Source organism: Pontibacter aydingkolensis, assembly GCF_019443125.1.
Taxonomy (GTDB): domain Bacteria; phylum Bacteroidota; class Bacteroidia; order Cytophagales; family Hymenobacteraceae; genus Pontibacter; species Pontibacter aydingkolensis.
Map to the genome: position 1 here is coordinate 1 of NZ_JAHYXK010000007.1, position 21517 is coordinate 21517.

At 46.2% G+C, this 21517-nt stretch carries 21 protein-coding genes; 7 read left to right on the forward strand and 14 right to left on the reverse strand.

The window, feature by feature from the left end; all coding sequences use genetic code 11:
• Positions 1 to 195 precede the first annotated feature (195 nt).
• From K0O23_RS09935 to K0O23_RS09945, 3 genes are all read right to left on the reverse strand, one after another.
• Positions 196 to 501 carry an ArsR/SmtB family transcription factor gene (locus tag K0O23_RS09935; RefSeq protein ID WP_219877276.1) on the reverse strand — a complete coding sequence of 102 codons (306 nt, stop codon included), beginning with the start codon at positions 499 to 501 and terminating at the stop codon, positions 196 to 198.
• 252 nt (positions 502 to 753) lie between these two features.
• A complete protein-coding gene (locus K0O23_RS09940; RefSeq protein ID WP_219877277.1) occupies positions 754 to 1704 on the reverse strand; it encodes a YeiH family protein in 951 nt (316 codons plus the stop codon).
• 68 nt (positions 1705 to 1772) lie between these two features.
• Complete coding sequence (locus K0O23_RS09945; protein WP_219877278.1) at positions 1773 to 2897, reverse strand: BamA/TamA family outer membrane protein; 1125 nt, start codon at positions 2895 to 2897, stop codon at positions 1773 to 1775.
• 307 nt (positions 2898 to 3204) lie between these two features.
• On the opposite strand from K0O23_RS09945, the gene K0O23_RS09950 reads away from it, so the two are divergent.
• From K0O23_RS09950 to K0O23_RS09965, 4 genes are all read left to right on the forward strand, one after another.
• Entirely contained in the window at positions 3205 to 6228 is a 3024-nt protein-coding gene (locus tag K0O23_RS09950; protein WP_219877279.1) for an amidohydrolase family protein, read from the forward strand.
• A gap of 18 nt (positions 6229 to 6246) precedes the next feature.
• Positions 6247 to 7587, forward strand: a complete 1341-nt coding sequence (locus K0O23_RS09955; RefSeq protein WP_219877280.1) for an amidohydrolase family protein — start codon at positions 6247 to 6249, stop codon at positions 7585 to 7587.
• A gap of 301 nt (positions 7588 to 7888) precedes the next feature.
• The gene (locus K0O23_RS09960) at positions 7889 to 8722 is read left to right on the forward strand and encodes a hypothetical protein (RefSeq protein WP_219877281.1); all 834 of its coding nucleotides are present in this window, start codon (positions 7889 to 7891) and stop codon (positions 8720 to 8722) included.
• Between the two features lie 129 nt (positions 8723 to 8851).
• A complete protein-coding gene (locus tag K0O23_RS09965) occupies positions 8852 to 9319 on the forward strand; it encodes an META domain-containing protein (protein ID WP_219877282.1) in 468 nt (155 codons plus the stop codon).
• Between the two features lie 102 nt (positions 9320 to 9421).
• Here the strand turns inward: K0O23_RS09965 and K0O23_RS09970 are convergent, their stop codons facing one another.
• Together K0O23_RS09970 and K0O23_RS09975 are read right to left on the reverse strand one after the other, a co-directional pair.
• Complete coding sequence (locus K0O23_RS09970) at positions 9422 to 9853, reverse strand: hypothetical protein (RefSeq protein ID WP_219877283.1); 432 nt, start codon at positions 9851 to 9853, stop codon at positions 9422 to 9424.
• 269 nt (positions 9854 to 10122) lie between these two features.
• Positions 10123 to 11766, reverse strand: a complete 1644-nt coding sequence (locus K0O23_RS09975) for a M28 family peptidase (protein ID WP_219877284.1) — start codon at positions 11764 to 11766, stop codon at positions 10123 to 10125.
• A 143-nt stretch (positions 11767 to 11909) separates the two neighbouring features.
• Here K0O23_RS09975 and K0O23_RS09980 point away from each other — a divergent pair, with 143 nt between their 5' ends.
• Complete coding sequence (locus K0O23_RS09980; RefSeq protein ID WP_219877285.1) at positions 11910 to 13439, forward strand: gluconokinase; 1530 nt, start codon at positions 11910 to 11912, stop codon at positions 13437 to 13439.
• 59 nt (positions 13440 to 13498) lie between these two features.
• A complete protein-coding gene (gene gnd / locus K0O23_RS09985) occupies positions 13499 to 14401 on the forward strand; it encodes a phosphogluconate dehydrogenase (NAD(+)-dependent, decarboxylating) (protein ID WP_219877286.1) in 903 nt (300 codons plus the stop codon).
• Between the two features lie 80 nt (positions 14402 to 14481).
• Here gnd and K0O23_RS09990 read toward each other — a convergent pair whose 3' ends face one another.
• The 9 genes from K0O23_RS09990 to K0O23_RS10030 all read right to left on the reverse strand — a co-directional run bounded on the left by K0O23_RS09990 (position 14482) and on the right by K0O23_RS10030 (position 20924).
• Entirely contained in the window at positions 14482 to 15147 is a 666-nt protein-coding gene (locus tag K0O23_RS09990) for a hypothetical protein (protein ID WP_219877287.1), read from the reverse strand.
• Between the two features lie 11 nt (positions 15148 to 15158).
• On the reverse strand, positions 15159 to 15884 hold the full coding sequence (locus K0O23_RS09995; RefSeq protein WP_219877288.1) for a hypothetical protein: 726 nt from the start codon (positions 15882 to 15884) through the stop codon (positions 15159 to 15161).
• 72 nt (positions 15885 to 15956) lie between these two features.
• Positions 15957 to 16235, reverse strand: a complete 279-nt coding sequence (locus K0O23_RS10000; RefSeq protein ID WP_219877289.1) for a GNAT family N-acetyltransferase — start codon at positions 16233 to 16235, stop codon at positions 15957 to 15959.
• A gap of 363 nt (positions 16236 to 16598) precedes the next feature.
• Positions 16599 to 16835: a DUF3820 family protein gene (locus K0O23_RS10005; RefSeq protein ID WP_219877290.1), complete on the reverse strand. Its 237-nt coding sequence runs from the start codon at positions 16833 to 16835 to the stop codon at positions 16599 to 16601.
• Between the two features lie 23 nt (positions 16836 to 16858).
• The gene (locus tag K0O23_RS10010) at positions 16859 to 17305 is read right to left on the reverse strand and encodes a GNAT family N-acetyltransferase (RefSeq protein WP_219877291.1); all 447 of its coding nucleotides are present in this window, start codon (positions 17303 to 17305) and stop codon (positions 16859 to 16861) included.
• Between the two features lie 147 nt (positions 17306 to 17452).
• Positions 17453 to 17725, reverse strand: coding sequence for a hypothetical protein (locus K0O23_RS10015; RefSeq protein WP_219877292.1), 273 nt, complete (start codon positions 17723 to 17725; stop codon positions 17453 to 17455).
• 101 nt (positions 17726 to 17826) lie between these two features.
• Positions 17827 to 18321 carry a hypothetical protein gene (locus tag K0O23_RS10020; protein WP_219877293.1) on the reverse strand — a complete coding sequence of 165 codons (495 nt, stop codon included), beginning with the start codon at positions 18319 to 18321 and terminating at the stop codon, positions 17827 to 17829.
• Positions 18322 to 18626: 305 nt separating this feature from the next.
• Positions 18627 to 19121, reverse strand: a complete 495-nt coding sequence (locus K0O23_RS10025; RefSeq protein ID WP_219877294.1) for a DUF4168 domain-containing protein — start codon at positions 19119 to 19121, stop codon at positions 18627 to 18629.
• 213 nt (positions 19122 to 19334) lie between these two features.
• Positions 19335 to 20924, reverse strand: coding sequence for a glycerol-3-phosphate dehydrogenase/oxidase (locus K0O23_RS10030; RefSeq protein ID WP_219877295.1), 1590 nt, complete (start codon positions 20922 to 20924; stop codon positions 19335 to 19337).
• A gap of 216 nt (positions 20925 to 21140) precedes the next feature.
• Here K0O23_RS10030 and K0O23_RS10035 point away from each other — a divergent pair, with 216 nt between their 5' ends.
• The gene (locus K0O23_RS10035; RefSeq protein WP_219877296.1) at positions 21141 to 21416 is read left to right on the forward strand and encodes a hypothetical protein; all 276 of its coding nucleotides are present in this window, start codon (positions 21141 to 21143) and stop codon (positions 21414 to 21416) included.
• Positions 21417 to 21517: the final 101 nt, after the last annotated feature.

The following is a 21517-nucleotide window of genomic DNA, read 5'->3' on the forward strand; positions in this document are numbered from 1 at the left end:
GGTCTGTTCTGTCATGGCTGTTACGAATTAAGTCTGCAAACTTTAAAACGTACAACAGCCGCTGGCAGAACAGATTTTTTGTGTTAAACCGCGTGTACTATCACGCAACTTGAGTTAATTAGTGTAAAGGTAAAGCAGCAAAGGTAAAGAAAACACAATTACCAGCGCAAAGTATGGCTGCATAGCCAGGTGCCCTTAAAACATTTTGCAACCATTAATACAACTGATGATGCTCGTAATGGTATAGTCCGTTAAGAAGTAGAAAACCCTTTTGCCTTCGCGTTGTGTATCAACAATCCCTTTATCGCGCATATTGGTAAGATGATGCGACAACAACGACTGCTCTATGCCCAGCACCTGCTGTATTTCAGAAACCGTTAAACGTTGCCGCTGCTCAAGTAAATCAATTATACTTATGCGAACCGGGTGCGCCACACACTTTAATACATAAGCGGCCCTCTCCAACTTCTTCTGATCAACCCGCACTTTTAAGCTACTCATACTATACTTACTGTAATAAAAACTAATACATGAACATGATTTCATGTATTAGGATGGTGACAATGTTTAAGCGTTTATAGTTCCTGAGGCTTGGATTATTGCTATATACGTTTAAATACAAATCGATGGCAGTAATTGTAGGAATCGCTCCCGAGTAAGATGAATTTATTAGGTTAAACAGCAATTATGTGCATTTTAATAAATGTACATAATTGCTGTTTATGCCACTAACCTGCGCAATGTGTAATCAGCCTACGCAAAAATGTAAATCACGAACAACGATGTAAAAGCCACGAGCACCCAAAGTATAAAGCCCTGGTAAAAAGGCCTGGCGCTGATGCTGCGGATGGTGACCATACTCAGGTTTGCGCCGATGAGAAAAAGAGAAAGCAATAGCGCTTTTTTAGCGGCAAAAAGTATAAAAAGAGACACTGTTTTAACTGCCGGTACAAACGTGATGAGCACAGAGGCAAGTATAAACAGAAGTATAAATGTAGGGATGGAGACTTTGTTGCCCTCGGTTTTAAACATTAATCCCGAAACCAACACCAGTGGCACGATCCAGAGGGCGCGGGTAAGTTTAAGTGTAGTGGCCAGTTGCAAAGCTTCGTCGCCGTAGCGGCTGGCCGCGCCAACTACAGAGCTAGTGTCGTGTATGGCAATGGCGGCCCACAGGCCAAACTGCTTTTGTGTGAGTTGTAACGAATGGCCTACTTCCGGAAAAATAAAAAGTGCCAGTGCGTTAAGTATAAAGACTATGCCCAGTGCAACCGATATCTCTTTTGCCGACGCTTTTATGGCCGGTGCAACCGCAGCAATGGCGCTGCCACCACATATGGCTGTGCCCGCAGAGATTAGGTGTGTCAGCTTTGGTGCAATGCCAAACGTTTTACCAAGGGCCAGCCCGAATACCATGGTTAAGGCAAGGGATACAAAAGTATAGATTAAACCACTCAGGCCGGTTTCTGCTACCTGGTAAAGATTAATGCCAAAGCCCAGACCAACCACAGCTGCCTGTAAAATATACTTAGAGCCTTTCGCTGATGCAGCCGGAAACGGATTGCCCACCATCAGCCCTACAACCAAACCGGCCAGCAACGCCAGCGGCGAGGTAAACAACGGCGTAAAAAGCAGCAGCAGTATCAGAAGTATAAATACCAGCTTCTGTACAAGAGGGGAGAACTGGTACTCGGTTGCAGGCATGGTATTGGGTTGCTTTAGTAACGCATGCAAAAGTATAGGTTTATACTTTTAGCGCAAACCCTGCCTGTTTAAAATGCCTCTCCGATAACAATGTAAAAGTTGGTGCCTTCGCGGCCATAGCCAATATCTGCCCTGATATTTAGTTTCTGCTCCTGGTTAAGAGCATAGCGAATGCCGCCGCCTACGGAGTACTTAAGCGTAGAGAAGCTTACATCCGAAGTTTTGTCGAACACATCGCCCAGGCCAGCAAAAGTGGTCATGCCAAAGCGTTTGTAAACCGGAAACCGATACTCTACCTGCGTGCCCGCAAAATTCTGGTCAAGAAAGCGGTTACGGGCATAGCCTCTTAAAATTTTATCGCCGCCGGCAGGTGCTAACCTGTACAGTGGTGTTTCGCCGGTGTTTATGTTGATGAAGGTATTGCTACCCAGTACATGGTTTGGTTTAAGCGCGAAGTATTTGCTAAAGTTTACGCTGTAGTTGCTGTAGTCAAAATCGCCGCCAAGTATACTTCCGAACCTGTAGGCTGCCGTTTCCAGAAAAATACCGCTGCTGGCAAATGCCACGTTATCGCGGGAGTCGTAGAGGAATACGGCGCCCACCCCACCATTGTAACCACCTTTATAACCAGGCACCTGTTCTGTTAAAAGTATACTTGTGCCGGTTTCCTCACCGTCGTGCAGCTCTACATTGTAGTAGTTGGTAAACTGAAAATCGAGGCCGGCAAAAGTATGCTTTCCAAATTTTTTGAGCGTTCCCAGCCTAGCATTTACCAGCTCATACTCATACTTCTCGTCGTTAGCCTCCAGCGATCTGTTGCCAATGCCATAAAACCGGTCCACATATTTTCTATGCCGCAGTTCTCCGCGCAGCAGGTACTTTTCCTCGCGCGTAAAAATGCTCCATTCCAGTTGCTGGTCTGTTTGTTTGTTCAATGTATAATCTACCAGCAGGCGCGCCGTGGAAAGGCGAGTATAGGTGCTATCGTGTTTACTTTTAAGCTGCATATAGCCAATTACAGCCGCACCAAGCCCAAGCCTTGTGTCGGGGGTGTAATAAAGTACAGGTATCGGTATAAAGCCATGCTTCTTTTGTGGTGTTGCAGGAGTAACCTCGGTGGTTTCGGTTTGCGCCTGCACAGGGGGGAGTGCCACCGTTAACAGCAGCACAACTAACACTAAAATCTTTTTCATGATCAGAAGCTAAAAAACGTGAAGTGCTTTTCGCTGTTAGCCAGGTTGCTGCCTGTTAAGTAGCTGAAACTTAAGTAATATACGAACTATTTTATACTTAATCTACAAGTGTGATTAAGCCTTTTGCAAAAACTATAGTCTATAGGGAGGAACTTAAATTAGTGTATAAACACTATTTATACTTGGATATTATCGTTAATTACTGAAGTACAATAAATTATGACTTCAGAATATAGTAATTTCAAGGATAGATTTTATATTTGAGTATCCACAACTATTCTAACTAAAACCACCTTAACTAAATCGGATGAAAAAAATCTTAACCATTGCAGCTTGCCTTGCTTTTGGCTCAAGCTACGTAATGGCGCAGGAGACTTTTCCGCGCAATGGGGTGTATGATGAACGCTCCGGACTAGTAGCGCTCACCAACGCCACCATCCACACAGATTACAAAACTACCATCAGCAATGCAACCCTGCTTATCCGCAACGGAAAAGTAGAGGCCGTTGGCACTAATGTAAAAGTACCCGCAGGTGCTGTTACCATCGATGCCAAAGGAAAGCATATTTACCCGGGTTTGGTAGATATGTTCACCAGCTACGGAATGCCAGAGGTGAAAAGTGAACGTGGAGGATGGGGTTCGCCACCTCAGATGGAATCTAAAAAGCAGGGCGCTTACAACTGGAACCAAGCAGTACGCCCTGAGACAAACGCTGTTGAGCTTTTTAAAGTTGACAAAAAGCAGGCCGAGGAAATGCGCAAGCTGGGCTTTGGCTCTGTGTTGGCTGTGCACCGCGACGGAATTGCCCGTGGCACCGCTACCCTGGTAACCCTTGCCGACAACAAGCGCGAAAACGAAGTAGTAGTGCTGGACAAAGCTGCCGGTGCGCTGTCGTTTGATAAAGGCTCTTCGACACAGGATTACCCTAACTCACTGATGGGTGCTATTGCTTTGCTGCGCCAGACTTACCTGGATGCCCAGTGGAATGCGAATAACCCGGCCAGAGAGCAGAATATTTCGCTTACAGCTTTTACGGCTGCAAACAAGTATCCCCAGATTTTTGAAGTGAGCGGCAAACTGGACGTATTGCGTGCCGATAAGGTAGGCGATGAGTTTGGTAGGCAGTACATCATTAAAGGCGGCGGCGATGAGTATCAGATGATCAAAGAGATCAAAGCAACCAATGCCCCGATTATACTTTCGCTTAACTTCCCGGATGCCTATAACGTGGAAGACCCGTTTGATGCGCGCCGTGTGCCGTTGGAGTCTATGAAGCATTGGGAAATGGCTCCTGCAAATGCTGCTTTACTAAACAAAGCAGGTGTTACTTTTGCCTTTACAGCAGCTGACCTGAAAGATAAAAAAGACTTTTTGCCTAACCTGCGCAAAGCCATACAGTATGGCCTGAGCGAAGAAGAGGCTTTAAAAGCACTTACTGCCACTCCTGCTAAACTTCTTAATGCTGATAGCAAAGTAGGTAGCCTGAACAAAGGCATGCTGGCTAACTTTATCATTACCAGCGGTAACCTGTTTGCAGCTGATAATATTATACTTGAGAACTGGGTACAGGGCAGCCAGTACAAGATCTCTGAAATGCCATCTGACTATAGAGGTGTTTATACTTTAAAGATGGCACAGCAGCCGGATCGTAAACTCATGATCTCAGGTACTGCCGAAAAGCCTGAACTAAAAGTAATTGCCAAGGACACAGTAACTGGTAAAATTACTTTCAACGGTAACCTGGTAACTCTTTCTTTCAACAAAGATAAAAAGAGCAAAGAGAGCATCCGTTTAAGCGGTTGGTTACAGGACAAAAACCTGCAGGGTGAAGGCCAGTTGCCTGACGCCTCGTCTGTTAAATGGACGGCCACTTTCTCGGAGGCTATGAGCCAGAAAGCGAAAAGCGACAGCACAAAAGTTGCCAAAGCACCACAGCTGGGTAATATGATCTATCCATTCCGTGCCTATGGCCAGACTGAAATGCCGAAGCAGGAAACTGTTATCATCAAAAATGCTACTGTCTGGACGAACGAGAAAGAAGGTAAGCTGGAGAACACAGACGTAATGCTGAAGAACGGCAAGATTGCCAAGGTAGGCAAAAACCTTTCGGAGAACGGTGCCAGAATAGTTGACGGAACAGGTAAGCACGTAACGCCTGGTATTATTGACGAGCACTCGCACATTGCCCTGAACGGCGTGAACGAAGGCACACAGTCTGTAACTTCCGAGGTGCGTATGGCCGACGTGGTTAACTCTGACGACATCAACATTTACCGCCAGTTGGCTGGTGGTGTTACTACATCGCAGTTGCTGCACGGTTCTGCCAACCCGATTGGTGGCCAGTCGGCTATTATTAAGCTGCGTTGGGGCAAGAGCCCAGAGGAGCTGATGGTAGAGAACGCTGACGGTTACATTAAGTTTGCACTTGGTGAGAACGTAAAGCAGTCTAACCGCAATAACGCGAACATCCGTTTCCCGCAGTCAAGAATGGGTGTGGAGCAGGTGTTTGTAGATGCGTTCCAGAGAGCAAAAGAGTATGAGCAGAGCTGGAAGAACTACAACAGCCTTTCTAAGAGAGAAAAAGCTAAGACTCCTGCCCCTCGCCGCGACCTGGAACTGGATGCTTTAGTGGAGATCCTGAACGAGAAGCGCTTTATCACCTGTCACTCTTACGTGCAGTCTGAGATTAACATGCTGATGAAAGTGGCTGACGAGATGGGCTTTAAGATCAACACCTTTACGCACATTCTGGAAGGTTATAAAGTAGCCGACAAAATGAAAGAGCGTGGCATTGGTGGTTCTACCTTCGCTGACTGGTGGGCTTACAAAATGGAGGTGAAAGACGCCATCCCGCAAAATGCCGGTATCATGAATAACCTGGGTGTGGTTACGGCCATTAACTCCGACGATGCCGAGATGGCGCGCCGCCTGAACCAGGAAGCAGCCAAGAGCGTGAAGTATGCGGGTGTAAGCGAAGAAGATGCCCTGAAAATGGTAACGCTTAACCCAGCAAAACTTCTGCACCTGGACGATAGAATGGGAAGTATAAAAACCGGTAAAGATGCCGACGTGGTACTTTGGAACGATAACCCGCTATCTATCTACGCCAAGCCGCTGAAGACTTTTGTGGACGGTATAGCTTACTACGATTTAGAGCGTGACGAGCAAATGCGCGTGGAGCTGGAGAAAGAGCGTATGCGCCTGGTACAAGCTATGCTAAATGCTAAAACCGGTGGTGCCAGAACACAGGCTCCTGTTAACCGAAGAGCCAGCGTAGTGCATTGCGAAGACTTAGAGCACGCCGAAGAAGAGTCGTATTTTGCGCATTAATTCTTAAACTGATTCGAAATGAAAATTCATAAAAGATATATTTCTGCTTTTATAGCGCTTATGCTTAGTGTGCCTGCTTTTGCACAGGTACCAGCAGCTGCGCCAAAGCAAAGCAAGCCAGTGCTGCTAAAAGGTGCTACGCTGCACATAGGCAATGGCCAGGTGGTAGAAAATGCCGCTGTAGGTTTTGACAAAGGCAAGATCACATATGCTGGTCCGCAGAGCGGGGCAAACCTGAGCGGCTACGATGTAGTAGACGTTACTGGTCAGCATATTTACCCTGGTCTGATCCATCCTAACTCAACGCTTGGTTTGAACGAGATCGAAAGTGTACGTGCTACCATTGACTGGCGCGAAGTAGGCGATCTCAACCCGCATGTACGTTCGGTAATTGCTTACAACACTGACTCTGATATCATCCCGACGATACGTACGAACGGTGTACTGATGACGCAGGTGACACCTGTGGGCGGTACTATTTCAGGTACATCGTCTGTAGTACAACTGGATGCCTGGAATTGGGAAGATGCTATAGTAAAAGCTGATGAAGGTATACACCTTAACTGGCCAAACATGCTGATCGCCACAGGTAACAGTGCTTATGATGCCCGTCTTGGCCGCATGAAAGAGCAGCGTGAGGAGGCCCTGAACCAATTAACTTCTTTGTTCAGAGATGCAGCTGTGTATAAGTCTGGCAAGCACGATAACGAGAACCTGAAACTGGCTTCCACTGCCGGTTTGTTCGATGGATCCAAAAAGCTGTACATCCACGCGAACTATGGCAAGGAGATCATAGAGTCGGTAAACTTTGCAAAGCAGCACGGTGTGAAAAACATTGTGATCGTGGGTGGACAAGATGCCGTAGCGGTTGCTGACTTCCTGAAGGCGAATAATATTGCTGTAATCTACTCCGGTGTACATGCCTTGCCATCGCGTGCCGAAGAAGATGTGGACATGCCTTACAAAACGCCATACTTGCTGCATAAGGCAGGTGTTACTTTTGCGCTAGATTATGACCTGAGCATCCATGGTATCCGTAACCTGCCGTTTATTGCCGGTACTGCCACTGCGTATGGTCTGGACAAAGAACAGGCGCTGGCTTCGATATCTCTAAATACAGCAAAGATTCTGGGTATCGACAAGCAAGCTGGTTCTGTTGAGGTGGGTAAAGATGCTACGATTGTAGTATCCTCTGGTGATCTGCTGGATATGCGCACTAACAATGTAACCCTTGCGTTTATTCAGGGCCGCAAAATCGACCTGAGCAACAAGCAGAAGTACCTGTACGAGAAGTTTGATAACAAGTACAAGGAGGAGAAAAAAACTCCTGCTACTGTAACTACTTCTGCGGGTAACTAAGCTAAGTTTTTATACTTTGATATTGAAAGGGAGCTGCCGGTAAGGTAGCTCCCTTTTTGTTTTTAGCTTTAACCAGAGCAGGATAAATACCGAATTAGTAGGGGCAAGCCACGACCCAATGGTGGTGTAGTTTTATACTTTATAAAATCTAATAAAACAGTAACTGAATTCCCTCGTGAGCTGCTGTAGAGAAAGCAGTTTTCTCTGAAGTATTGTACTGAAAAGTATAAGCTAAACCAACGTTGGCGGCTGTGGTTCGTTTATAGATAAAGTAAATCGATCATTTAAAGAAACAACACCTATGGAAAGAAACGATAGCTATTACAGCAACAGAAGCCGGGATAATTACGGCGAAGATCGTAACCGCCAGTTCGACAATTACCGTGACCGTTACAGTGGCGGCGGTAACTATTACGGTATGCCTGATCAGGGCTACGAGTATAGGAATGTAAAAAACACTGGCAGTACAGGTAGCTCAAGCAGTGGACCGATGCAATCCGGTAAACACGATGATTACAGAACCGGTGGCAGAGAGCACTACCACTACGGCGACCCTAACCCATACATGGGCAATAACCGCAACAGAGATCACGGTGCAGGCAATGAGTTTGGCTGGCGAAGCGAACGCGATACCAGACACTCCAGAGGCAATAATTTTGGTGGCAACGATCGGTATGCCCGCCAGGATAACAGTTACCGCTATAGCGGAGAAGGACGCCACTACAACGAGTTTGCCCGCGACGAGAACCGCACCGACGATCGCTACAGAAGCTATAACGCTGGTACAGCAGACCATTACCTGGACCGCGGTCCTATCCGGGAAAGACGCGAAGACAACGACTATGGCCGTAACCGCATGCAAGGCGAAAGTCCTTATTACGAAGGAACCTATGACAATAGCGATTTTAAATATAGCGGCGAGATAAGAAGCCCAAGACGTGGCCAGAGCCAGGATAATTATGGCACCGGGCTCTATGCCTCTAACCGCGCCAATGTAAGCGAGCATAGAAGTGAGGCAGGATCCAGTGACGGAGAGCGCAGAAGCAGCCGTGAAAGACGCCAGGGACGCTCTGGTCCTGACTATGGAGCATGGAGTGGTGCTGGCAGCTATGGTGATGATACTTTCGGAGTATAAGCCAATTTAAATTTATGCAAAGCCTGTGGCAAATGCTGCAGGCTTTTTCATGTAAATAGCTTTTGGCTATACTTTACTTCTGTCTGCTGCGTATTGTATAGAGCACCAAAAACTGATGAACTTATAGATATGAAAACTATACACCGATTCTTTTTTATACTTCTGGCAGTCGTTTACGCGCAAGCCTGTACAACAAAGCCAGCCACCCCCTTAGCCGACGATGAAACTATTCTGGATGCTTATTGGATGTTACTATCGCTGGAAGGAGAAAACGTACCCGAGTCCAGGGATAACCGGATGGCTTACATGCGCCTGCAGGAACGCGAAAACGATATACTCGGGTTTGCAGGCTGTAACAAATTTTCAGGCAAGTATAAATTAACGGAAACCTCCCTGCAGCTGTCAGACTTGGCGAGTACCCGTATGAGCTGCCCTTATATCGAAACAGAGAACAAACTGATGGAGGCGTTGCGTAGTACCACCTCCTACAGAAAATCAGGGGATGTGCTTACGCTGTATGCCGGCAACAAAGCTGTGGCTACGTTCAGAGCTGGTAACCCGGACCAGGTAGATACCGATCTGCGGGAAAGGCAGTAGCAGTTATCTTGTAACAGCGAGTCTGGAGACTCGAACCCACTCCAGGTCACGGGTCGGATGCCCGCGCCAGAGTGTATATTTCCTTAGAATAAGACTTGGCTATTAGTTAGCGGATGTCTTTAGCAGCAACTCGTTAAACTTTTCGAGCAGGGCAATATACTTACGTTGCAGGGCTACTAGCTCGGCTTCGCATTCTTTCATGTTGTTGGGTTTTGGCGTGCCGGCCGGCTCACCGTCGAATGGCAGAAACAGGTTGGTGCTGGCAGGCATTTGCGGCATGGCAGGCTCCTTTTTTACATTTTTACTCAAATGCGGGAATTCCTGTGAAAAGTCGTGGTGTATAACCTCGCCCAGGCGAAGTATAAAACTGAACGGAATGCTGCTTTCTTTAAACTTATTGTAAAGCGTTTTCCTGCTGATACCGAGTTTGTCGGCTACTACGCCAATAGCCACACCACTTGCCTTAATAGCTTCTCTTATAGTTTCTCCTCTGTGTGTAGTGCTCTTTGTTACTGTGTGCTGCATCGTTTCCATGACTGTTTTCCTCCTTTGTATCTCTACAAAAATATGTAATAAACATGCAGGAAATGTGCATGTGGACAAATTTTACACAGGTGCAAACAAGGGTGTTGAGTAATATTTGTGATGAGTTTGAGAGTCAGTTAATTATACTTTCAGGGTGTTTTAATTATTAACACCTGATGTACGTTTTCCACATCTCCGTTTTTGCTTTAAATATGGTTTGCCTCAATAAAAAGCCCCGGTTACACAAAGTATAACCGGGGCTTTTAATCTGATCTTTGCTATTTTCTGCCGAAGCGGGTGCTGAAGAAGTCGCCTTCGTTCCAGGTAGGGCGCTGCTCGTCCTGGGCCACCAGGTAACCGATCAGGAAGTTAAGCTGCACGTAGGTTTTACCAGCCTCAAAGTCGAACACGCCGTCAATACCGTCCTGAGGTTTGTGGTAGTATTTAGCGCGCCATACTTTTACGGTTTCGTCAAGGTTGTTTTTGCCGTCAGGAGTTTTGTTGCCATACTTAATGTGCAGGGCAGGTATGCCTTGCGTTACAAAGCTATACTGGTCGCTGCGCACAAAACGGTTCTGCTCCGGCTCAGGGTCTTCCTCAATATCCAGTTTAAGGTAGTTGGCGGCTTTGGTTACAGGGCCCATTAATGAGGAGTGCGGCGCACCCAGCGGCACCACCGATAGCAACGGCGCAATAATGGTTGGCATATCGGTGTTAATGTCGGCTACGATGCTGTTGGCCGGCACAGTTGGGTACTTGGCAAAGTATGCGGAGCCCAGCAGGCCCATCTCTTCGGCGGTAACCATTACTAACAACACAGAGCGCTTAGGGTTCTTTTTCAGGCGAGAATAAACATTTGCAATCTCCAGCAGGCTGGCTACACCAGAGGCGTTGTCGTGCGCACCGTTGTAGATAGAATCTCCGTCTATCGGTCTGCCAATGCCAACGTGGTCGAGGTGGGCACTGTGCACTACGTATTCATTCTTTAATTTTGGATCAGAGCCTTCTATCTTACCAACAACATTGTGGCTTTCGATGTCGGTGTAATTAGAAGTATAAGCAGCTTTTGCAGAGAAGCCAAGTTCTGCTGAGGCAGGCTTTCCGTTCTTCATTCCGGCAACTGCATCGGTAAGGTTAATTCCGGCGCTGGAAAGTAGCTTATCGGTTTGTTCGTGGTTTACTGCTGCAAATAACTTGATGTCTGGGTGATAAGTTCTTGAAAAGGCAACTTCGCCGTTTGCATGCATCACATTGTTTATGCCGCCTCTTAGGTTAGGCACCGGTGCTTTCGGGTTTGTATTGCCAAGTATAACACCTACTGCGCCACGCTCTGCCGCGTTTTTAAGTATGGTTTGCGTATCCATGCTGTAAGAGGCCACTGTGTTCGGGAAGCTTTCCGGAGCACCGCGCAGCACGAGTACGATCTTCCCTTTCACATCCAGGTTGGCGTAATCATCATATCCCAGGTCGGGCGCACTAATACCGTAGCCGGCAAACACAACCGTGCCCATTACAGAAGCGTTTGCATCTTTGGGGTTAGGGTAAATAGTGAAGTCTTTGTCTGCAATAAGTGCTGTAGCCGTATTCTTGCTATCAGATAAAACCAAAGTAGGGTTATTGCCTGTTCTGGCAGTGCGCAGCCTAACCGTTTGCAGGTAGGTGCCATTTTCACCGCTTGGCTGCACGCCCATTTTTTTATAGTTGTCGATTACATAATCAACGGCAGCCTGGTAGCCCGGTGTGCCCGGCTTACGGCCCAGTAACTTGTCGTCGGCTAAATACCAGATATGTTTCTTGATATCGGTTGGCTCTACTTTCTTAAGCGATTTGGCTACTTTCTTGTCAATTTTTAGGTCCTGGGCAGGAGCCTGATGCAGGGTAGCAAGCAAGCAAAGCCCAAGTATAAAGCGGTAAGGTTTCATGGTTGGTTTAGTCTGGTTCAGGTATCAAATATAAGCATAGGAAATGAAATGAACCTGATAGAATTAGTTCTGCTAAGCATTAAAAAGAACTTAGTATAACTATACTTGGCCTGTGTTGCGTAGGTAAAGCTTAGCTAATTTATATGAAACAACAGGCAGTAATCGGGATAGACATAGGAACTACCAGCACAAAAGCGGTGGCTTTTAGTACGGAGGCTAAACCGTTGTGCCGCTATGCGATAGATTATCCTATTATAAGCACTAAACCAAACCACGCCGAGCAGGACCCCGAACTTGTTTTTGAAGCTGTTATGAGTTGCCTGAAAACGGTAATTCAGTTGCTGCGTGAAGGAGACTACGAACTGAAAGGCGTTTGCTTTAGCAGTGCCATGCACAGCCTTATTGCCTTAGATGGAAACGGTAAGTTGCTTACAAACTGCATTATCTGGGCAGATGCACGAAGTATAAAACAAGCCGCCAACATCAAGAACAGCGAACTGGGCCACAGCATTTATCTGCACACCGGCACCCCGCTGCACCCCATGTCGCCACTGCCCAAAATCTGCTGGCTGCGCGAAACAGAGCCGGAGCTTTTCAGGAAAACAGCAAAATTTATCGGTATCAAAGAGTATGTTTTTCACAAGCTTTACGGGAAGTATAAAACAGATTACTCCATTGCCTCTGCCACAGGGCTGTTCAATATTTTTACGTTAAGCTGGCATGCCGATGCCTTAAAGGTGGCAGGAATAAACACCTCTCAACTGCCGGAGCCTGTCCCGACAAGTTATACTTTCAGAGGTATGGAAGCTGGCTTTGCCTTAGATTTAGGTATAGATGCCAACCTGCCTTTTGTAATCGGGGCAAGTGATGGGTGTTTGGCTAATTTAGGGTCTGATGCAGTTTGTGAGGGCGATGCAGTGGTTACTATTGGCACTAGTGGCGCCATTCGTGTTACGGCAAACAAACCAGTTACAGACCTGCAGGAGCGCATCTTCAGTTATGTGCTTACCCCGGAAAAGTATGTGTTGGGCGGTGCGGTTAACAACGGTGGCATTGTGCTGCAGTGGTTCCGGGATAATTTTTATGGAGCAGAGACAGCAGCAGCCACGGAGAATGAGGAAGATATCTTTAGCCTGCTTAACGCGGAGGCGGCGTCAGTGGCACCGGGTTCTGGTGGGCTACTCTTTCTGCCATACCTGCTCGGCGAACGCTCACCGCACTGGAATGCCGCTGCCAAAGCCTGTTTTTTTGGAGTTCACTATACACACAGCCGTGCGCATTTTTTAAGGGCATTGATGGAAGGCATTATCTTCGGAGTATACAGTGTGGGTGTAGCGCTGGAGCAGACAATGGGGCCGGTAAAGCGGATCTACGCCAACGGAGGTTTTTCTCATTCGGAACTGTGGGTACAAATGCTGGCAGATGTTTTTAACGTGGAAGTACGCCTGACAGACACTGCCGAAGGCTCAGCCTTAGGTGCGGCTATACTGGGTATGCATGCGCTGGGTATGCTCGATAAACTGGAGGACGCCAGCCAACTTATTACAGTGTACAAAACATTTACACCTAACCAGCAGGCTAACAAAGTATACATGCGCAACTACGCACTTTTTGAAGAACTCTACCCTAAACTTGAGAGCAGCTTTAGCCATGTAGCGCAGTTTAAAGTATAAAATAACCAAAGTATAAATGCAGCACTGCTGCAGATGTTATAGCATAAAGAAAACAAACCATGCAAATAGGACTGATCGGACTCGGAAAAATGGGATATAACCTGGCACTAAACCTCAGAGACCACCAACACGAGGTGGTAGCCTATGACATTGCCAGGGAAACAATAGATAGCATCGCCAAGGAAGGAATTACCCCGGCTTATACTATACCGGAAGTGGCGCAAAAGCTTACCGGCAGAAAAGCAGTCTGGATCATGGTGCCTGCCGGCGATCCTGTGGATGCTGTGATAGAGCAACTCGTGCCGCATCTGCAGCAGGGAGATATTATTATTGACGGCGGAAACTCCAACTACAAAGACTCTATTAAACGGGCTGAAATGTTGAAGAGCTCTGGTATTTTCTTGCTGGACTGTGGCACGAGTGGCGGTCTGACCGGTGCCCGAAACGGTGCATGCACCATGATAGGAGGGGAGCAGGATGCCTTTGCTTATTGTGAAGAGATTTTCCGGGATGTATCGGTGGAGAAAGGTTATCTGCATGTAGGCAAACCAGGCAGCGGACACTTCGTGAAGATGATACACAACGGCGTAGAGTATGGCATGATGCAGGCCATTGCAGAAGGCTTTGAAGTACTGCACAAAAGCGACTTCGATATGGATTACAAAGAAGTGGCCCGTGTCTGGAACCACGGCTCGGTGGTGCGCAGCTGGCTGATGGAACTGGTAGAGAACGCCTTTAGCAAAGACCCGGAGCTATCTGGTATCAAAGGCATCATGCACTCATCCGGCGAAGGAAAATGGACAGTAGAAACTGCCCTGGACATGCAGGTGGCCACGCCTGTAATTGCCATGTCGTTGCTGATGCGTTACCGATCCTACGAAACAGACACTTTCTCGGGCAAGGTGGTAGCGGCATTGAGAAATGAATTTGGCGGCCACAAAGTGGAAAAGGCAGGGGAGTAAAAGTATAAATCAGCAGGATCAAAGAAAACATAGTTGTAGTAAGTCGATCAAAAGGGGTGATTGATCAAGCCCTAAAAGCACTATAAAGTATAAGCTGCAAATAAGCCAAATTGAAGCGTGGTTATGGGCTGTTTATACTTTACACTTGTGCCTTGTGCTGTTATCCGCTCAAATGTTGGTCTCGTAGAAAGTATGCCAGTATCCAGGCCTATGCCAAAGTTTCTTATATTGATCTGAGCTCCTGCACTTACTCCATAGGCCAGGGCGGTTGCTTTGGCAGCAGTATGGTTTATGGTGCCGTAGGGTGTAACAATGTGCAGCGTATTCGTGCTGTTGAAGGATGCCCCCAAATATCCCTTTATGTAAGCAAAACCGTCACGTGCGTGCAGCAGGTACTGTACATCAGCCATCGCCAGCAGAGACTGCCATGGCTTACTTTTTTTGCTTAACACCAACTCATCATCGTTCTCCAAAAAGCTCTCAAAACTAAATGGATTTCGACGCCAGCCCAACGTTGCACCAGCATACAGGTTATACTTTAAACCATAGGCATAACTTAACTGCAGCAGGCCACCATCTGTAGCAAAGGGCGGATAATCAGTTTCATAGGTAGTGCTTCTAAAATCACCAACAGGTATTGAGCTGCTGTAGCTAATGCTAAACCGGGATGTGTGCCTGAGCGTGTCCTGAGCAAAGGCGGCTGTGCAAAGGCAAAAAAAGGTAAGGCAAAGTATAAACTTTCTCATTGAGGAGGTTGTCAAAAAGCAATCTGTACGCTGGTTCGCTGGCCTGGCAATAGCCTAAATGTTTGTTCCGACACACTTTCAACCTGATTATCACGCCTGGTTGTACGAAGTACTACTGTTTGGTTGGCTGCAACAGGTATAGTTGAAGTTTGTGTATTACTTTGATTGCTCCAGGAAATACCTTGGCTGCAGCTGTCGTCTCCCTTTTCTCCAGATTTAAAGAAGGCCTGAGAAAGGAAGATGTCGTTTGAGCCTATAGCTTGCAGGTTGTTGGCTTCTACCTCAATAAAGGCCTTCTGAGGCAAAGTATAATCTAAGGTGATGGTGGTGTCGCGGCTAAGATTAAAGTAATGTTGCAGGTAGGTATCGCCGTAGCAGGTAAGGAACTGGCTAGTGTTGATTGTGGCATCTACTATTAAATAACCTCTTCTGCCTAAATCGTTGTTTAGTTCATCGTCGCGGAGCAGAAGGCGAAGTTCATAGTTGCCATTGGCATCAGTGGTGGCTACTGCTTTTTTTCGAACAGTTCCGCCAAAGCCCAGGGTGCCGTCCAGTCGCCATTGTGCCAGTAACTGTACGCCAGGTAAAGGAGTTGTGCCGTCATCAGTAGTTAGCTGGCCTTTAATGACTGTGCAGGAGCCGGGGCAATATTTGCTGATAAAGTCTTCCTCGTGCTGTTTGCATCCACATAATACAATTAAGAGCAGGAGGAGGGAGTAAGATAATTTACTTTTCATCTGGCAGCATGCCATGCTTTAAGCCGGCAGGTACAAGATAGCAAATATTAATCTAAAGTATAAAGCTTCGGTTTAAATAGTAATATCGTTGTGTTCGGGGTGTAGCTTCAGGTATTTAACGACAGCCGGGCAGGTGGCTTTTACTTTGTAGTTATGCTCCCGGGCATACTGCAGCCCCTTTTCTATCATTTTAACTGCCAGTCCGTTGCCCCGGTCATCTTCGGGCACATACGTATGGGTAAAGCAGATTATCCCCTCAGAGGGTAAAGTATAAGCCAGTTCTGCATCATCCTCGCCCAGTTTTATAGTAAACTGCTGGTCTTCTTTTTCGTGCTCAATTTTCTTTGCCATGGCTGCTGTAATTGTTTATCAGAATTATAACATACGGCGGAATCGGCAGTAGGATTAGGATAGGTGCCAAAACTGATGATGTGGAGGTGGTATTTTAAGCATTACGTGGTCCACCCCCCTGCCCCTCCTTATCTAAGGCGTGGAGTCTGGCACTACTTTAGCGAAAGCAAAAACGCTGTAGCTTCTGCTTAACCTCCTTTCACACAAGATCCTTTACAGGACGACAAAGAGTGTGGTTGTAATTTCTGTGATGGCAGTTGAGGCAGTATGGAACTCCTTCTCCTGTTTTTAGGAGAGGGCTGGGGTGAGGTAAACCTGCAGGGGTGTTTGGACCGGTAAAGGAGAAATCAGCTAAATTAGTTATTAACTGTTGCGAGCCTGCCGTTTCAAAGGCTCCAGCAGGTACTCCAGTCCGTTGATCTTGATCTCGTAAATAGTGGCCAGTTGCATACCAAGTTTACCCTCCGGAAAACCTTCTCTGTAAAACCACTCCAGGTAAGACACAGGCAGGTTGCAAAGTATGGTATCTTTATACTTACCGAAGGGCATTTTCATGCGCACCAGAGACAGCAGTATTTCAGAGTTAGGTTGTTCGTGCATAACAAAGTATAAACTACAGCCAGTTAAGGCTTTATCATGTGGATGTGGTCTATGCCATCCTCATCGTATACTTCGCCGGTTTGCACAAAGCCGAACCACTCGTAAAAGCCTTTGGCGTACAGCTGTGCACCGATCTGGATAGGACCGTTGCCGAATAAACGATAACACTCGGCAATGGCAATCTCTACTAACTTTTTGCCAAGTCCAGTACCGCGTGTACCAGGGCTCGTTACAATTCTGCCAATAGACATTTGCAGGTACGAAATTCCCGGAGGTACCAACCTGGCGCAGGCTTCCAATACATCATTTTTATAGATCAGCAGGTGGTAACAGTCCTGGTCCCTGTTATCCATATCCAGGAACACGCAGGTTTGCTCCACTACAAAAACCTCGCTACGGAGGCGGAGCATTTCATACATTTGCTGGGGCGTAAGTTCATTAAACGCTTTGCAAATTACTTGTAAAGGCATACAGTTTTATTTAAAGCCTTAAAGATAATAAGGCATCTGCAAATAACCGGAAGATTTTAGGGGAAACACTTCTGCTTTCAGCTCTGAGACTTAAGTGCATTCTTATTTGCCGGTGCAGTAGGAGCTAAAGTATAGATTTTTTATACTTTAAAATTGGGCATATAAAAGTATGAGGTTCAGGCTGCAAAGGCTCATTCCGAAAAGCCCGATCTTCTTATTGCCTCTTTTATAAGATAGTATACCTAGTGCAACTCCTGCTGCCTCAAGTATAAAAAAGATTGCTATAGTAGTGGTGCTCAAAGTATAAAGTGTTGCCAATTCCTCCGGTTGCTGATACGCTACATTTGCCTGGTAAATAAAGTATGTGATCACTATCAGTCCTGTAATTCCGATCAGAACAGAAAAGATTCCTGCTTTCATAGATTATGGGTTTATCGTATGGCTGATTGTAACGGATTGTGCATAATGTGGGGAAGGCGTAGCCGTAGCCGTAGCATATATTATGACCGTGCTAGCTGTTGTTATTCTACCTCATTTATGCTTAATGCCCATTTTTCGGTCGTATCAAAGTGCCTTGCTCCTGATAAATAATGACCTGCGTAGGCAATACCAGCAGAAGGAAGAATTATTAGATATGCAGGAGGGTAAAAAGCAATGGTGCCTACAAGGTAACCTACCATTACAAAGTAGTACCCTGTCCCAGCCACTAAACCGCCGCCAAGTTTTCTTAGGGCATTCCCTTTTACTTTTCCTTTTAATGATGCGATATTTCTTAAAGCAACTGTGTCCATTGAAGATACAATTACGGAGTCACCAAGTATAGAATAATGGATTAACGTTAACTTCCTGCCATCGGTCGTTTTGATTTTAATTGGTTTGTTAGGCTTCAATTCCAGCTCAACGGGGTTTGATGTTCCATTCTTACTCAGAAGTAGAACTGAACTCTCATTGTTTCTATTCTGTGCGTTACAGCAGAAGTATGAGAAAATAAACAGGACGAGTAAAAGTTGTTTCATAGATTTTTATATTATTAAATATTTGAGCTACTAGCGGCTATGCGTAATCATACGGTTATTGACACTATGTTTGGAGTACAATTAAGTTTTTCTTTGAGGTGCTCACTCTTCGGTGTCACAAGCAATGTAATAAAAGTATAATATAAAGTTTACCCTCAATCGAATGATAAAGTAATTGTATAGTGCATCAAACTATACATAAGTGAGCAGCGTGATAAGGGGGTATAAATTTAGGAATCACTCAAATAAAAAGAGCACCGGCTTGTATAAACCGGTGCTCTTTAAGCCTATTCAAATAGAAGTGCTTATTTCTCCTGCAGCAGCAATTGCACTTTAGTCTGCACTGCCTTATCGTTCTGGAAAGCAGTGTAGATCTTCTCGTACTGCTCCATGGTCAGGCCCTGGTCGGTAATAGCTTTATCTACTTTTTGCTTGTTCTCAGGTTGTAGTTTTACAACAGCTTTAACCACGTTGGCAAAGGCTTCTTTCTCCTTGTCGTCTTTGGCAACTTCGTCCAGCTTTTTCTGCCTGTTTGCCTGTGCAAGTTCATTAAAGCGATCTACGGTAAGGCCAGCCTCTTCTATAGTAGTCACCACGGCTTCGCGTCCTTCTTTTTGAAGTTCCACGGCGGCGGTGTTGGCCTTAATAAATTTTTGAAGTTCATCGTCAGAGAACGCTACTGCGTCTAACTGTTCCTGAGTAACAGGGGCGGAGGCATCTTGCGCGGACGCAGCCTGTCCGGCGAACACAGATGCCACTACAAATGCGGCTGCGATAGTCCCTTTCTTTAGTAGTACCATGTTAGGTTTCTTTTTAGGATTGGGTGAAAAATTAATTTAAGATTGCGAGTGCCCTGCTTATAAAACAACGGCTCAACAGCAAAGCATACGTAAATCATGCATAGGCTGGTTTATCCACAACTTAATAAGTATAAGCAAAAAAATGGGGGTAATCAAAAATTACTGTGTTTAAACATTAATTTACTTGATAGATCATGTTCGATAATGGATTTATTAAATTTGATGTACAGCCACAGGTGGGGTTAAAGTATAATCTTTGGCCAGTAAAGTAAATTGCCTTATCTGTTCGTCTGCCCACTCCCGGGGCAATTGTAGTTCGTCGGCAAGTATGGCTGCTACTGCCGGAGCAGCTGCTATGGCTGCCTCTGCCTCCAGGAAAAGCAGGCGCAGGCGCCGTGCCAGCACGTCTTCTACCGTTCTTGCCATTTCGTGGCGTACTGCCCAAACTACTTCGGCTTTGGTATAAGCATAAGCAGGGTGCAGCTTTTTGGCAAGCTCCGGATGTTTCAGCTGTAGCTGCTCTAGGGCTGTGGCATCTGCTCCGTAGGCATGTAAATGTGGGTTTGTACTTTGCTGTAGCGTATGGCCATGGATAGGTAGATTTGTGGTAATACATGGCCTGTGTGGCAGAAGACTGGCTTTGATCAGTTTATTCAGGGTGCTTTCGGCCATTTCGCGGTAGATGGTCCATTTGCCGCCGGTAATGGTAATAAGGTTGCTGCCGGAAAGTATGACTTTAAAATTGCGGGCAATGTCTTTACTCTCTTTGGGGTTGCCTTTATGGGCAGCTAATGGCCGCAGCCCCGCAAACACCGACAGCACATCGGCAGCTGTAGGTTTTCGGGTAAGGTAGCCACCTGCTGTCTCCAGTATAAAATCAACCTCCCGGTCCAGGGCTTTTGGTTCCAGTTCGGGTGTGTTGCGTATGGTATCGGTGGTACCTACCAACAGTTTGCCTTGCCACGGAACGGCAAACAGCACACGGCCATCTGGAGTCTTTGGTATCATGAGTGCCTCGCTGCCCGGTAAAAAAATATGGCTCAGCACAAGATGCACTCCTTGGCTTGGGCGCACTAGTGGTTTGGCATCGGGTTGCTCTAGTCTGAGTATGTCATCCACAAATACGCCAGTTGCATTTATTACTACTTTCGCTTTAGGCTTGTACATTAAACCGGTCTCTAAATCCTGTGCCACCACACCGCATACTTTGCCAGCATCGTTTTGCTGCAACCCTGTTACCTGCATGTAATTAAGCACACAAGCCCCGTTTTCTACAGCTGTCTGAGCCAGGTTTATGGCCAGCCGGCTATCATCAAACTGGCAATCGTAGTACCGTATGCCGCCTTTAAGACCAGTAGCTTTAATGGTGGGCAATGCTTTTAAAGCTTTTTTCTTACTAATGAATGTTGAGTTGCCTAAGCTGCGCTTGCCTGCCAGCAGGTCGTAAAGTTTCAGGCCCGAAAAATATAGAAATGCCTCGCGCCAGGTATAAACCGGAACTACAAATGGCTGTGTTTTTACCAGGTGCGGCGCATTGTGCAGCAGCAGCCAACGTTCTTTCAGTGCATTTAGTACCAGTTTCAGTTGTCCGAGGGCCAGGTACCGTACGCCGCCATGTATTAGCTTGGTGCTTCGGCTGGAGGTGCCCTTCGCAAAATCAGCTTGCTCCAATAACAGGGTTTTGTAACCACGTGTAGCGGCATCTACGGCTATACCTAAACCGGTTGCTCCTCCGCCAATTATCAGCACATCCCAATGATCTGGGTGGTTTTCGAGTTGATGGAGGATGTGGGTGCGGTTCATGCAGATGTAGTTTATAGGGTGATTTTGGTCAGGCGTTTTTACTTACAGATAGTTACGCATCTGAGCGCGCTTCGGCTAAGGTTTTCAAGGTGCAGATGGTTATTGTGTAATATCCTTTTATATGTTTGGTTACAAAATTTTAAGAAAGTATAAACAATCATCGTACTTGCTCCGTTTCTATTTAAATGTTAACAAAAACCTCTAAATAAAATAACTATGGACGCAAATGATATCAAAAGAAAGGCAGACAGCTATAATCCGGAAAAGAAAGAAGGTCCTGTAGCTGCGGCTATTGAGGAATATACTGCGCGGATACCGTCAGATATGTACTTATGGGCTGCTCTTGGCTCAATGGCTATTTCAGCTACTTTAAAAGTGATGAGAAAAGACGAAGAAGCCCTGTTTGTAGGACAGTGGGCGCCATCTTTCTTGTTGCTTGGTGTTTATAACAAGTTAGTAAAGCAACTTGGCAAAGATAAAGACAGGTTCTAACCAGTATGGACTTATATAAACAGCAAAGGAGGCTTCAAGGCCTCCTTTGCTGTTTATATAAGTATATGCAATACATGAAGTATGGGTTTAAACCTGTTTAA